Origin of the sequence: Luteibacter aegosomaticola, from assembly GCF_023078475.1 — a bacterium.
In the GTDB taxonomy this organism is placed as follows: domain Bacteria; phylum Pseudomonadota; class Gammaproteobacteria; order Xanthomonadales; family Rhodanobacteraceae; genus Luteibacter; species Luteibacter aegosomaticola.
In genome coordinates, this window is sequence record NZ_CP095741.1 from 730303 (window position 1) to 744122 (window position 13820).

At 64.8% G+C, this 13820-nt stretch carries 10 protein-coding genes; 6 read left to right on the forward strand and 4 right to left on the reverse strand.

Going from position 1 to position 13820, the window contains the following annotated elements; genetic code table 11:
- The first annotated feature begins 27 nt into the window (after positions 1–27).
- The 3 genes from L2Y96_RS03230 to L2Y96_RS03240 all read left to right on the forward strand — a co-directional run bounded on the left by L2Y96_RS03230 (position 28) and on the right by L2Y96_RS03240 (position 4906).
- Positions 28–531, forward strand: a complete 504-nt coding sequence (locus tag L2Y96_RS03230; RefSeq protein WP_425492526.1) for a MarR family winged helix-turn-helix transcriptional regulator — start codon at positions 28–30, stop codon at positions 529–531.
- Between the two features lie 117 nt (positions 532–648).
- Positions 649–1788 carry an efflux RND transporter periplasmic adaptor subunit gene (locus tag L2Y96_RS03235; RefSeq protein ID WP_247332096.1) on the forward strand — a complete coding sequence of 380 codons (1140 nt, stop codon included), beginning with the start codon at positions 649–651 and terminating at the stop codon, positions 1786–1788.
- 13 nt (positions 1789–1801) lie between these two features.
- Positions 1802–4906 (forward strand): efflux RND transporter permease subunit, encoded by a 3105-nt coding sequence (locus L2Y96_RS03240; RefSeq protein WP_247332106.1) that lies wholly within the window; start codon positions 1802–1804, stop codon positions 4904–4906.
- A 109-nt stretch (positions 4907–5015) separates the two neighbouring features.
- Here L2Y96_RS03240 and L2Y96_RS03245 read toward each other — a convergent pair whose 3' ends face one another.
- The 3 genes from L2Y96_RS03245 to L2Y96_RS03255 form a co-directional block, all read right to left on the reverse strand.
- Positions 5016–6458: a M20/M25/M40 family metallo-hydrolase gene (locus tag L2Y96_RS03245; RefSeq protein WP_247332108.1), complete on the reverse strand. Its 1443-nt coding sequence runs from the start codon at positions 6456–6458 to the stop codon at positions 5016–5018.
- A 68-nt stretch (positions 6459–6526) separates the two neighbouring features.
- Positions 6527–7945, reverse strand: coding sequence for an ATP-binding protein (locus L2Y96_RS03250; RefSeq protein ID WP_247332110.1), 1419 nt, complete (start codon positions 7943–7945; stop codon positions 6527–6529).
- Entirely contained in the window at positions 7942–8655 is a 714-nt protein-coding gene (locus tag L2Y96_RS03255; protein WP_425492612.1) for a response regulator, read from the reverse strand. Before L2Y96_RS03255 ends, L2Y96_RS03250 begins: the two co-directional genes overlap by 4 nt.
- Positions 8656–8802: 147 nt before the next feature.
- On the opposite strand from L2Y96_RS03255, the gene L2Y96_RS03260 reads away from it, so the two are divergent.
- The 3 genes from L2Y96_RS03260 (at position 8803) to L2Y96_RS03270 (ending at position 13280) form a co-directional block, all read left to right on the forward strand.
- Complete coding sequence (locus L2Y96_RS03260; RefSeq protein ID WP_247332114.1) at positions 8803–9114, forward strand: hypothetical protein; 312 nt, start codon at positions 8803–8805, stop codon at positions 9112–9114.
- A gap of 11 nt (positions 9115–9125) precedes the next feature.
- Positions 9126–10136: a helix-turn-helix domain-containing protein gene (locus L2Y96_RS03265; RefSeq protein WP_247332116.1), complete on the forward strand. Its 1011-nt coding sequence runs from the start codon at positions 9126–9128 to the stop codon at positions 10134–10136.
- 135 nt (positions 10137–10271) lie between these two features.
- On the forward strand, positions 10272–13280 hold the full coding sequence (locus L2Y96_RS03270; RefSeq protein WP_247332126.1) for a TonB-dependent receptor: 3009 nt from the start codon (positions 10272–10274) through the stop codon (positions 13278–13280).
- Between the two features lie 115 nt (positions 13281–13395).
- Here the strand turns inward: L2Y96_RS03270 and mscL are convergent, their stop codons facing one another.
- Positions 13396–13800, reverse strand: a complete 405-nt coding sequence (gene mscL, locus L2Y96_RS03275) for a large-conductance mechanosensitive channel protein MscL (RefSeq protein WP_247332128.1) — start codon at positions 13798–13800, stop codon at positions 13396–13398.
- Between the last annotated feature and the right edge of the window lie 20 nt (positions 13801–13820).

The window sequence follows — 13820 nt, forward strand, 5'->3', positions numbered from 1 at the left end:
TGTGACTAGTGGGCACAGGTGGATACGATGCATCTCCATCGCATTGCCAGCCGAATCGTTCCTAACCTCATGGCCGACCAGCTCAAAGTCGAAGATATCTCGTTCGGGTACCTCCTCAACGACGTCACGCTGCTTTTCCGGAAGCACTTTGACCGTCGGGCGGTGAAATTCGGGCTCACCCGGGCCCAGTGGCGCGCCCTCAAGTGGCTGCACCGCCGCCCGGGCATGCGCCAGAACGAGCTGGCGGAGCAACTGGACATGGAACCCATCGCCGTGGGGCGCGTCATCGACCGTCTCCAGGCGGCCGGCTTCGTGGAGCGCCGGCCCGATCCGAAGGACCGCCGTGCGTGGCGCCTGCACGATACCGAGCAGGCGCGTGGCGTCATCGACGACATGGAAGAGATTTCCCGTGGCCTGCGCCGTGATTCCACCCAGGGCATCTCTGCGGCCGATCTGGAAAAGACCCTGGCGGTCCTCGAGCTCATCAAGGGCAACCTGCAGGCACTCGACGAGCCGTCCGACGAAGGCTGAACGCGTGTCAACGCGATAGCGGGCACTGCGTTTGCTACATGGATGTCTCGACTAAACCTATGTCCGCGCACGCACTGGCGCGGCGACCGGACCTGACGGTTTCGGCCGGAGCCTTACATGCAACGATCCCCAGGGAAGAAACTCCTCCTCATCGCCGGCCTGGTCGCGGTCGCGGCCATTGGCGCAGGTGTATGGCGCCACGCCGCCGACGGTAAGGATGCGCAGAAGCAGCCCACCAAGGGCGCTAGCCCTGCGGGCACGCCGGTCAACACCGCCGTCGCGACGCGTGGCGAGATCGATCTTTCGCTCAAGATCATCGGCCGTGCCGAAGCGTATTCCACGGTGAACATCCGTTCGCGCGTCAATGGCCAGCTGGAAACGCTCGCGTTCACGCCGGGCGCGCACGTGAAGAAGGGTGCACTGCTCGCGCAGGTCGATCCGCGGCCCCTGAAGGCCGCGCTGGACGAAGCGCAGGGCAAGGTCGCCAGCGACCAGGCGCAGCTCACGAAGGCCGAGGCTGATCTCGCGCGCTACCAGAACATGCTCGGCAAGGGCTTCGTCAGCCGCGCGGATTTCGATCTGTACAAGGCCAATCTCGGTGTGGCGCGCGCCGCGCTGGAAAGCGACCGCGCCGCGGCACGTGCTGCGCAGGTGCAGCTCGATTTCACGACGATCAGCGCGCCGTTCGACGGCGTGACCGGCGCACCGCTCGCCTACCCGGGTGCAACGCTCACTGCTGACACCACGGACATCGTGGTGTTGAACGAGGTGGATCCCATCCGTGTCGCATTCGCGATCCCCGAAGACAGCCTCTCTGCCGTACGCGCGAGCCAGCGCCGCGGTGCGTTGCCGGTGGAAGCGAAGATTCCGGGTGACAACGGTGAACCCATGAAGGGCGAGCTGGAGTTCGTCGACAACGCGGTCGATGCGACCACGGGAACCATCGTGCTCAAGGGGCGTTTCGCCAACGCCGATGGACGCCTCACCCCGGGGCAGTTCGCCCAGGTCACGTTGCCGACCACGCGCCTGGCCGATGCCGTGAGCATTCCCGTGATCGCGCTGCAGAGTTCCACGTCGGGCACCTTCGTCTTCGTGGTGAAGCCCGACCAGACGGTGGAGCAGCGTACGGTGACTACCGGCGCCAGCACGGCAGCGCGCGTGGTGATCGACAAGGGTCTTGCGGAAGGCGAGCGCGTCGTGACCGAAGGCCAGATGCTCCTGGTGGACGGCGCACGCGTGCGCATCGACAAGGGTTGAGGAGGGGCGCGGCGTGAACCTGCCTGAACTGTGTATCCGCCGCCCGGTGATGACCACGCTGCTGATGGCAGCATTGGTGATCTTCGGTATCGCGGCCTATCCCAAGCTCCCGGTCAACGAGCTGCCCAACGTCGATTTCCCGACGATCAACATCAGTGCGAGCCTGCCCGGTGCGTCGCCGGAAACCATGGCGTCGTCGGTGGCGACGCCGCTCGAGGCGCAGTTGTCGACGATCGCCGGCATCGACTCGCTCACCTCGTCGAGCTCGCTCGGCTCGACGACGATCACCGTCAGCTTCGCGCTTGATCGCAGCATCGATGGCGCGGCGCAGGACGTGCAGGCGGCGATCTCCGCTGCGCAGCGCCAGCTACCGCAGGATATGCCCACGCCGCCGACGTACCGCAAGGTAAACCCGGCCGATGCACCGATCCTGTTCCTGACGATGCAATCGTCGACGCTGCCGCTCTACACGGTGGATGATTACGCCGAGACCGAGCTGGCCCAGCGCCTCTCCATGGTGGAAGGCGTGGCGCAGGTGAACGTCTACGGTTCGCAGAAGTACGCCGTGCGTATTGCGGTGAACCCGGACCGCCTCGCCGCCACGGGTATCGGCGTGGACCAGATGGCCAGCGCGATCGCGGCGGCCAACGTCAACAAGGCCACGGGCGCGCTCAACGGTAGCCGCCAGCTGTTGTCGATCCGATCCGACGGCCAGTTGATGCGCGCCGCTGACTACAACCAGGTAGTGCTCGCGTATCGCAATGGCGCACCGGTCAGGCTTTCCGATATCGCCACGCCGCGCGATAGCGTGCAGGATGACCAGAAGGCCAGCTGGTTCAACGGTAAACGCGCCATCACGCTCGCCATCCAGCGCCAGCCGGGTGCGAACACCGTCGAAACCGTGGATCGCATCCTTGCGCTGGTTCCCGGCTTCGAGGCCACGCTGCCGCCATCGGTCAAGCTCAACGTGATGTACGACCGCTCGGTGTCCATCCGCGAGTCCGTGCACGACGTGCAGTTCACCCTGGTGCTGGCGGGCATCCTCGTGGTGCTGGTGATCTACCTCTTCCTCGGCAACGCGTCGGCCACGCTGATCCCTGCCGTGGCCCTGCCCATTTCGGTGTTGGGCACGTTTGGCGCCATGTTTGCGCTGGGCTACAGCCTCGATAACCTCTCGTTGCTGGCGCTCACGCTGGCCGTCGGCTTCGTCGTCGACGATGCCATCGTCATGCTCGAGAACATCATGCGGCATATCGAAATGGGTGAGAAACCCTTCGATGCGGCCGTGAAGGGCGCCAATGAGATCGGCTTCACGATCTTCTCCATGACACTCTCGCTCGTGGCGGTGTTCATCCCCGTCATGTTCATGGGCGGTATCGTTGGACGCCTGTTCCACGAATTCGCGGTGGTCATCAGCGTTTCGATCCTGATCTCGGGCTTCGTTTCGATCACCCTGACGCCCATGCTGTGCAGCCGCTTCGTCAAGGCGCACGCCCATGACAAGCGCAGCCGTATCGTCGTGTGGTTCGACGTGGGCTTCAGTGCGTTGACCTCGGGCTATACGAGTACGCTGGCCTGGTGCATGCGCCATCCTCGCGTGGTGCTCGGTGTGTTTGCGCTGAGTCTCGCTGCCACGGGTGTGTTGTTCGCCGTGACGCCAAAGGATTTCATCCCTGCGGGTGATAGCGGCCAGCTCCGCGTGACGACGGAAGGCCCCACGGATATTTCGTTTGCCGCGATGTCGGCTCGCCAGCAGGCGCTTGCCGAGATCGCCGGCAAGGATCCGAACATCGGCGGGTACATGTCGAGCGTGGGCGCCGGTGGCGCGCGCGCCACGATCAATTCGGGCTCGATCCTGCTGACGCTGCGCGACCCTGCGGAGCGCGGGCACACGACACCGGATGAGATCATCCAGGAGCTTCGGCACAAGTTCGCCCAGGTACCGGGCATCCGCACTTACATCCAGAACCCACCTGCCATCCAGGTGGGCGGTCGTCAGTCGAAGGCGCAGTACCAGTACACCGTGCAGTCCACGGACCTGCAGCTGCTGTACGCGTGGTCGGGCAAGCTCGTCGATGCCTTCCAGAAGCTGCCTGGTTTCCAGGATGTCACCACCGATCTCGATCTGAACAGCCCGTCGCTGGTCGTTGAAGTGAACCGCGACAAGCTGGCGCCGATGGGTCTCACCATGGACCAGGTGCAAACCGCGCTCGGCACGGCCTTTGGTGAGAACCAGATCTCGACGATCTACGGTTCGGCCACGCAGTACTGGGTGATCCTGCAGGTAGATCGTGGCCTTCAAGACGATCCCGCCGTGCTCTCCAAGCTCTATGTCACGTCGGATTCCGGCAAGTTGATTCCGCTGGATACCGTGGCCCGCTTCGAGCGCAAGCCCCAGGTGCTGACGGTGAACCACCAGGGCCAGCTGCCAGCGGTGACGGTGTCGTTCAATCTCGCGCCGGGCGTGTCGCTCAGCGATGCGGTGATGAGCATCGATCGCGCCACGACGGAACTGAAGCTGCCGGCGACGCTGAGCGGTAGCGTGCAGGGTACGGCGCAGGCGTTCCAGGATTCGATCAAGGGCATGGGTCTGCTGTTGCTGCTGGCCGTGTTCGTGATCTACCTGGTGCTAGGCATCCTGTACGAGAGCTTCATCCATCCGCTGACGATTCTTTCCGGCCTGCCTGCCGCGGCCGTGGGCGCGTTGCTCACGCTGGTGATCTTCCACGCATCGCTCGATTTGTTCGCCTTCGTGGGCATCGTGATGCTGGTGGGTATCGTGAAGAAGAACGCGATCATGATGATCGACTTCGCCCTGGAGCGTCAGCGCGACGGCGACATGACCCCGTTCGATGCGATCTACGAAGCGTGCCGCGTGCGTTTCCGCCCCATCATGATGACGACGATGGCCGCGTTCGCAGGTACGTTGCCCATCGCCCTGGGCATCGGCGCCGGCGCGGAAACCCGGCGCCCGCTAGGCCTCGCGGTAGTGGGTGGCCTCGTGGTCTCGCAGATCCTGACGCTCTACCTCACGCCCGTGATCTACCTCTACATGAACCGCCTGCAGGATCGCGTCGCACCGAAGCAGATCGAAGCCGAGCCCGCCCCAGGCCACTGATCCCGTAGGAGCCCACCCTGTGGGCGACGCCGTTCGCGACGTCGCTCGCAAGGTGTATGCGGTGAGGCGAAAGATGTCGCCCACAGGGTGGGCTCCTACAGGCGTAGCATCAGTCGTGCGCGCCGTCGTTCTTGAAGGCATCCGGCGCAGAGCCGAAGTTGCCATCAGCCTGCGCCGCCATGTACGCGAAGGTGGCATACACCGCCACGTTCTGTGCGATCGCCTTCGGATCGATCTTGTCGAGCGTATCGTTGGCATTGTGGTGGTAGTCGAAGTAGTCGGTGCCGTCCTGGGTAAGCGACAGCGCGGCCATGCCCTTCGCGTGCATCTGCGAGAGGTCGGATCCGCCACCGCCCGGCTTGGTGGCGTCGTACGCCACGCCGATCGGCTCGATGACCTTGGCGATCTGCTCGATCGCGCCACGCGCTTCCGGCTTCACCGAGGCCGACATGCGCCAGATCTTGCCCGCACCGAAGTCCGACTCGGTACCGAGCTGGAACTTCGAGACCTCCTTTGCATGGGCTTCGGCATACGCGCGGCCGCCCCAAAGGCCCATCTCTTCATTGGCGAAAGCGATCACGCGGATGGTGCGGTCCGGGCGCTGCGGCATGTCCTTGATCAGCTTCGCGGCCGCGGCGGCGATGGCGACGCCTGCGCCGTCATCGATCGCACCGGTGCCCAGGTCCCACGAATCGAGGTGGCCGCCGATGGCGACGACTTCATCGGGCTTCTTGCGGCCGGTGACTTCGGCGATGACATTGGTGCCTTCGTACGTGCCCTTGAAACCGACATCGAGATCGAGCTTCAGCGTGACCGGCTTGCCTTCCTTCAGCACGCGCTCGAGCTGGTCGGCATCGGGCAGCGAGAGGGCGGCCGCCGGGATCGCTTCCTCGGGCTTGGTGAAGCCCGTGACGCCCGTGTGCGGCGTACGGCTATGCGGATCGGTACCGGCCGAGCGGAGCAGGTAGGCCGCGGCACCCATCTGCGCTGCCAGCACCGCGCCGCGCGTGCGCGTCGCCGAACCCATGCCGTAGTCGTGGCCATCCTTCTGCTGGGTCATGTGCGTGCTGACGTAGACGATCTTGCCCTTCACGCTGGCCGGATCAGCCGCCTTCAGCGCGTCGAGCGTATCGAAACCCACCACCTCGGCCGTGAGGCCGCCCGCAGGCGTGCCGGCCGAGTAACCCAATGCCGTGACGTAGAGCGGCTGCGGGAACGGCGCCACGATGGCGGCGTGCTCGCTGTGGCGCTCCCACAGCGGGTAGCTCACCTTCTCGGTGTACACCTTGTCGAAGCCCATGGTCTTGAACTTCGCCACGGTCCAGTCGACGCCGCGCTTATCCGCCGGGCTGCCAGCCAGGCGCGGGCCTACTTCCGTGGTCAGGCCAGAGACGAACTCGTAGCCGGTGTTGTCGGCCATGGCTTTGTCGCGCAGGGTGGTCGCGGCGGCCACGGCCTTCGCCGGAATCGTGGTGGCCTTGTCGGCGGCGTGGGCGGAGCAGGCAAACGCGATGCACGCGGCAAGCGCGTGGAGACGGAGAGCAGGACGCATGTGGAACCCCTGGGGACGGAAACCTCGACTATGGACCGGGCACCCAGCGCCGGTCCCTAGGTAAGAAGTCATGCATGCCGGCGCGCGGGGAGGATCACCGAGGCGCGCAGGCCGCCTTCGCGGCGGTTGCGGATATCCACCGAGCCCTGGTGTTCGGAGACGATGGCACGCACGCTGGCGAGGCCCAGGCCGATGCCGCCGGTATCGCGGTTGCGCGAGGCCTCCAGGCGGAAGAACGGCTCGAAGACCTGCCGCTGCATGGCCTCGGGGATGCCCGGGCCATCGTCATCGATCTCCAGCACGCAGTTCTCGCCCTGGAAGCGCAGGCGCATGCGCACCCGGTCGCCATACTTCAGGCCGTTATCCACGAGGTTTTCCACGGCCCGGCGCAGGGCGACGGGGTCGCCGTCCACCGTAACCGCCTGGCCGGCCTGCACCGAGACATCGTGGCCGATATCCACGAGGTCATCGGCGACGCTTTCCACGAGCAGCCGGAAATCGAGAGGCTGCCGGTTCGGCCCCGACGAGCGGTCGCGGATGAAATCCAGCGCCGCCGAGATCATGGTCTTCATTTCGCGGATATCGGCATCGACCTTGTCGCCCAGCGGATCGGGCAGGCCATCAAGGCGGAACGACAGCCGCGTGAGCGGCGTCCGCAAGTCGTGCGCGATGGCGGCGATCATGTGCGTGCGTTCCTGCACCATGCGGTTCATGCGCGCCTGCATGGCATTGAAGGCGTCCACGGCCTGGCGCATCTCCGTGGGACCCTCGGAGGGAACGGGCGGCGCGCCGGTGTCGCCGCCGAGCCGGTGTGCGGCTTCAGCGAACCGGCGGATCGGCGAGGACAATGCGCGAGCGAAAAGCCCCGCGAGCGGCAGCATGATCAGTACGCCGAGGCCAAGCATCCACATGAGGCGAGCGGTCACGGTGTCGCCAAACGGCGCCAGGGGTACGCTCATCACCCGCCAAGAGCCGTCGTCCAGTTCCAGGCCGACGACCGAGCCCGGCCCTGCCACGGCGCGCATGAAGGCGTTCATGGGGCCGAGGCCATCCTGCGAGATGAAGACGCGCAGGTGATCGCGCGGCACGTTGAGTGCCCCGGCCAGGCGATCGGCGAGGTGCGCGGAGGCACTTGCGTCGGTACCGTCAGGGGCCGTCGGCGCGGTTTTCTGCACCGTCACATCCAGGTCGGTCCCGTGGGGGAAGCCGAAGCCGCCGGGACCGCCAGGACCGCCGGGACCACCCATGTCGCCTGGGCGGCCGCCGTCGTCGGGAGCGTGGCCACCACCAAAGAACGGGCGGCCCATCGGGCCTGGCTGGGGATCGGGCCGCAGTGCGTTCACGATATCGAAGAAGCCCGCCGATGGCGCAGGGCGGGGCGGACGCAGGGTGAACACGAGAAAGCCGATCGCCTCGGCGATCAGCAGCGCGCACACCATCATCAGGAAACTGCGCGCGAAGATCGACAGGCGTGGTGGGCGGATCATGGGCGGCCTACCTTGGGGACCAGCATGTAACCTTCGTTGCGCACGGTGCGGATCATCTCCATCGACGCACGATCATTGAGCTTGCGCCGCAGGCGGCTGATCTGCGTATCGATCGCCCTGTCATACACCTCCGTACGCCCACCGTGCACCAGGTCGAGCAACTGGTCACGGGTAAGGATGCGTTGCGGATGGTCCACGAAGGCACGCAGTAGCGCGAACTCGCCATCGGAAAGGTTGATGAAGATACCGGTTGGGTCACGTAGATCGCGCCGCGTCACATCGAACCGCCATCCCGCGAACAGATAGGGCCGGGCATCACCGGGTTCGGCCGGTTCGCTTGAGCTGCTACGACGCAGCACGGCACGCACGCGCGCCAGGAGCTCGCGTGGGTTGCATGGCTTGGCCAGGTAATCGTCCGCACCCACCTCCAGGCCGATGATGCGGTCGGTGTCACCGCCCAGCGCGCTCAGGATGATGACCGGCGGGCCTTTCTCGGCTGCCAGCCGGCGCGCGGCCGAAAGGCCGTCCTCACCCGGCATCATCACATCGAGCACGACGAGGTCGGGACGCTCGCGAGCGATCGCAAGATCCATTTGCGTGGCGTTCTCCGCGACCTGAAGCCGATAACCGTGCCCACCGAGGAAGCTGGCGATGAGGTTGCGGAGTTCGGGATCGTCGTCGACGACAAGAATGAGGGCGTTTGGTTCCATGGCCATGGGTGTTTGATAGCAGAAACCGCGCCTGCGCGCGTGTCTGGAATGACATCGGTTGACACAAACCAGACACACGACGACAACGCCGGGTGACGTGCGGCCAGTAGCCTGCCTGCTATTCGTCGCTACGCAGGTTCCTGCCCGATGTACGTTTTTCCCCGCTGGTCCACCACGCTCTTCGCGTTCGCCATGACGGCCGCGGCCGCCGCTTATGCCCAGGATCGTGACCCTCCGCGCCCCCCGCCGCACGATCCGGCATTCGAGGCGGCCATGGATGACTGTTGGGTGGAATACGGCGGGGAACCTGATGACCCGGTGCCGCCCGACATGATGGCCGATTGCATGGCCTCGAAGGGCTTCCCGAAACCCCGGCACATGCCACCGCCCCCGCCGCCACGCGACATCCCGCCCGGGGATGACGATGACGACGATTTCACTCCGTTCGCCGGCCCCTGAGGATCCCGAAGATGCCGTATTCGCCGACCGCCCTGCGCGCTGCGCACCCCATCGCCGCTCCCCGTGAGCACCTGCTTGCGGCGCAGCGCTTCTGGGACGAATTCGGCCAGGGATCGGCCCGCCAACCCGGCCAGACGATGCTGCTGGATGGCTATGCAGGCAACCGCCTGCGCTTCGCCACGCTAAGCCACACGCCGCACGTGTTCAGTAGTGACCACCTGCCGCGCGAACACCGCCACGCCGCCTTGCTCGTCCTCCAGCTGGAGGGCGAGAGCCGTATCGAGCAGCATGGCCGCCGGGGCTCGATTACGCCCGGCAATTTCGGGCTCGTCGATCTGTCCCGCCCGTTCCGCGTGGAAACGGGGCGCTCCCTGATCCAGGCGGCGTACCTGCCGCTGGCCGTGCTGCGCGATGCGGTACCACGTCTGGAACAGGTCACCGCCATGCCGCTGAACGGGCATGTCGCCGCCGCTGCCTTCCTGCGCAGCCTGTTCCGCGATCTGTTCGATCGGGCGGAAGAGATGACCGAAGCCGTTGCCGACCGTCTGGTGGAAGCCATGCCGCACATGCTGGCCGCCGCCACCGCGATGGTCGGCGACGTCGCGCCGCCACCATCGCAGCTTCGCCAGCACCACAAGGAGCAGGTCCGCCGTTATGTGCGCGAGCACCTTGCGGATTCGGCGCTGTGCGCCGAAATGATCGGTAAGGGCGTGGGCCTCTCCACGAGCTACCTGTTCGAGCTGTTCGCCGATGAAGATATGACGCTCATGCGCTGGGTGCGTTCCGAGCGCCTCGCGCGTTGCCGCCGCGAGCTTGCCGACCCGACGCTGCGCTATCGCAGCATCGCCCACATCGCCCAGGCGTGGGGTTTTGGCGACATGACCCACTTCGGTCGCAGCTTCCGCGAGACCTATGGTCTGTCGCCGCGGTCCTGGCGCCAGGCATCGCGTATGGACGTCCATCCGTCCAAGGAATCGCCGAGCGATGGCGGAGTTTCGCGCCACGTGGCTACAGCGATTTAACACTACATTGCTAGTGCGCCGCCCCTCCATGCCAAGGGGGCGCGCGAGCCATCTACCGACGCAGTGGGGATGGCGCAACGCCAGGCGTTGCGTCGGAAGGATGGCCTTCTTTTCATCTTTGGGGAGTGTCCCGTCGTGTCAAAGCATCCTTCACCCAAGGTCCGGCTTAGCCGGATCAGTCTTGCGCTCGCCCTGGCCCTGGGTGCCGGCGCCGCGCTGGCCCAGTCCACCACCGGTAGCATCTTCGGCCAGGCGCCGGTTGCCGAGGGCGAGACCGTCGTGGCGCGCAGCGCCAGCGGCATCAGCCGCGAAGTCACCGTCGGCGCCGACGGCCGCTACACCATCGGTTCGCTGCCGCTCGGTTCGTACACGGTCAGCCTGATGCAGGGCGGCAAGGCAGTCGACTCGCGCAACGACGTGAACCTTCGCGTCGGTTCCGGTACGGAAGTGTCCTTCGCCGCCGCCGCGTCGTCCGCTGCGGCGACCAGCCTGGGTTCGGTTACGGTTTCGGCGAATGCCCTGCCGCCGGTTGACGTGTCGAGCGTCGATTCGCGTACCGTGATTACCTCGGCCCAGCTCGCCAAGCTGCCGCTGGCGCGCAGCGCCGAGGCCATCGCGCTCCTCGCTCCGGGTGTGGTCCCGGGCTACAGCGGCTTCACCGGTACGACGAACAGCAACTCGCTGGTCTCGATCGGCGGTTCGTCGGTGACCGAGAACGCGTACTACCTCAACGGTTTCAACACGACCGATCCGCTCAGCGGCTTTGGCGGCATCACCCTTCCGTATGGCGCCATCGATCAGCAGGAAATCCTGAGTGGCGGTTACGGCGCAGCGTACGGCCGTTCGGATGGTGGTGTGATCAGCCAGAGCGGTAAGCGCGGCACGAACGAATGGCACTTCGGTGCGCAGGTGCTGTGGGAGCCGGCCTTCGCGCGTGGCACCAGCCCCAACTCGTACTATGTGAGCGGCACCAACGCGGGTGAAATCTACCGTCGCTACTCGCAGAACAACAGCTGGTCGGAGACCGAAAGCGCGTACGTCGGCGGCCCGCTGATCAAGGACAAGCTGTTCTTCTTCGCTGCGGTCGAGCAGCAGAAGCAGCATTCGAACTCCGTGACGGATGTGACGACCTCGTACAACAATCAGTACGAGTACCACAATCCGAAGTGGTACGCGAAGATCGACTGGAACATCAACGACAACAATATCCTTGAGCTCACGGGTGCCAGCAGCAAGACCCAGTACAAGGGTAACTTCTACAACTACGATTACTCGACTGGCCAGACGGGTTCGCTGAACAGCCAGGATACGTCGACGAAGAACAACGCCACCGTCGCGATCGCGAAGTACACCAGCTACATCACCGACGACATCACGCTGACCGCCATGTACGGTAAGCAGAAGATGACGTATTACAGCGAGACCCCGGGCTACGACCCGTCGCTGACGTACATCCTGAACCCGGAACTGCAGAACCCGGCGATCACCGGCGGTTCGTCGATCAACAACGCGCAGTCCGCGCTGACGATCTCCAACCCGGATCACCAGGCCACGACGCGTAACCTGCGTATCGATCTTTCCTGGAAGGTCGGCGACCACACCATCACCGGCGGTATCGATAACCTCGATTCGCACGACAAGGATGATGGCGAGACCGCGACCGCCTGGCAGTACGGCTATGGCACCGCATCCAACCCTATCAATGACAGCCCCTACGTGGCTGCGCCGGAAACGGGTGCGGGTGGTGAGACCGGTTACTACGTCAACAAGTACATCTACAGCACGTCCGCGTCGGTTCGCGTGAAGCAGCGCGCCGAGTACCTGGAAGATAGCTGGCAGGTGGACGATCGCTGGCTGGTGAAGGTCGGTATCCGCAACGACCAGTTCACCAACTACAACCCGAACGGCGAAGCCTTCCTGCGCCTGACCAAGCCGCAGTGGGCACCGCGCCTGGGCGCCGCGTGGGACGTGCACGGCGATTCGTCGCTGAAGGTCTATGCGAACGCAGGCCGCTACTACCTCGCCATGCCGGCGTCGGTGGCACTGCGTGCCGCGGCGGGCTCGACGTATACCAACGAGTACTACACCTATACCGGTATTGACTCGAACGGCTACCCGACCGGCCTGACCCAGCTCGCGTCGTCCACCGGTGGCGCGGTCTCGGCCAACAACGAGTACGGCGTCGCGCCGGATGCGAAGACCGTGGCATCGAGCAACATCAAGTCCGAATACCAGGACGAGTACCAGCTCGGCTTCGATCAGCAGATCAACAGCGACTGGGTGTGGGGCATGAAGGGCCAGGTGCGCAAGCTGCGTAACATCCTGGACGATATCTGCGACACCACCACGATCGCCGACAAGGCTGCGTCCCTCGGCTACAACATCGACACGTCGTCGATGAATGGTTGCTACCTGTCCAACCCGGGCCGCAGCAACACGTACCGCATCCCGGATGCGAACGGTGGCTACGATAGCGTCACGGTGTCGGCCGCCGAGTTCGGTATGCCGCAGGCCAAGCGCAGCTACTACGCGCTCGAAACCTACCTCGAGCATCCGTTCGATGGCACGTGGACCGGCAAGATCGATTACCTGTACTCGAAGAGCTACGGCAACACCGAGGGCCAGGTGCGTTCGGATATCGGCCAGACCGACGTCTCGGCGACGGTGGACTGGGACTTCGGCAAGCTGATGGAGTACTCCAACGGCCTGCTCTCGAACGACCGCAAGCACCAGCTGAAGGCCTACGGCTCCTGGCAGGTCGCCCCGGAGTGGATGCTCTCGGGCAACATCCTGATCATGTCGGGTACCCCGAAGACCTGCCTGGGCTACTACGGTGCGGATGAAACCAACCCGGTCGGCTACGGCAGCTACTACCACTACTGCGCTGGCGAGCCTTCGCCCCCGGGTTCGGCCGGCCGCCAGCCGTGGCAGCACATCATCTCGCTCTCGGCGGAATATCGCCCGATGTGGGCCAACCAGAAACTTGCGTTCAATGTGATGGTCTACAACGTATTGAACGAGTCGAAGGCTACGGCGGACTACGTGCGCTACGGCACCACGGCGTCGCCGAACACCAACTACGGCCGCGTCACGTACTACAGCACGCCGCGTTACGCCCGCTTCGGTATCACGTACGACTTCTAAGCACCTGCTTTAACCGCATACCAACAATAAGGCGCCCGAGCCGTGAGGCTCACCTCCCGGGCGCCAAATCTCCCCAGATCGGCCGCTGGCTCTTCCCGACCAGCGGCCCTTTTTTTTACGGGTTCCGCTGCTGCTTCAGCAGGTCGCGGATTTCCTGCAGGACAACTACGTCCGGCGGCGTGGCGGCCGGGGCGTCTTCGTGGCGGGTGAGCTTATTGATCGCCTTGACGACCAGGAAGATCGCGATGGCGACGATGAGGAACTGGATCAGCACGTTGATGAACACGCCGTACTGGATCGCGACTTCCGCCTTCTTCGCCACGGCATCGGCGGGCTTAAGCACCCACTTCCAGTCCGAGAAATCGATACCGCCGATCAGCATGCCGATGGGCGGCATGATGATGTTGTCCACGAGCGACGTCACGATCTTGCCGAAGGCGGCGCCGATCACCACACCTACGGCCAGGTCGATCACGTTGCCGCGCAGGGCGAACTTCTTGAATTCCGCAATCATGCCCATCGAATGCACTCCTCGTTGCG

Excerpts from the sequence above, each read along its gene's own strand:
- L2Y96_RS03230 (WP_425492526.1), top strand. The coding sequence starts at position 28 with ATGCATCTCCATCGCATTGCCAGCCGAATCGTTCCTAACCTCATGGCC.
- L2Y96_RS03235 (WP_247332096.1), top strand. The coding sequence starts at position 649 with ATGCAACGATCCCCAGGGAAGAAACTCCTCCTCATCGCCGGCCTGGTC.
- L2Y96_RS03245 (WP_247332108.1), bottom strand. The coding sequence starts at position 6,458 with ATGCGTCCTGCTCTCCGTCTCCACGCGCTTGCCGCGTGCATCGCGTTT.
- L2Y96_RS03250 (WP_247332110.1), bottom strand. The coding sequence starts at position 7,945 with ATGATCCGCCCACCACGCCTGTCGATCTTCGCGCGCAGTTTCCTGATG.
- L2Y96_RS03255 (WP_425492612.1), bottom strand. The coding sequence starts at position 8,655 with ATGGAACCAAACGCCCTCATTCTTGTCGTCGACGACGATCCCGAACTC.
- L2Y96_RS03260 (WP_247332114.1), top strand. The coding sequence starts at position 8,803 with ATGTACGTTTTTCCCCGCTGGTCCACCACGCTCTTCGCGTTCGCCATG.
- L2Y96_RS03265 (WP_247332116.1), top strand. The coding sequence starts at position 9,126 with ATGCCGTATTCGCCGACCGCCCTGCGCGCTGCGCACCCCATCGCCGCT.
- mscL (WP_247332128.1), bottom strand. The coding sequence starts at position 13,800 with ATGGGCATGATTGCGGAATTCAAGAAGTTCGCCCTGCGCGGCAACGTG.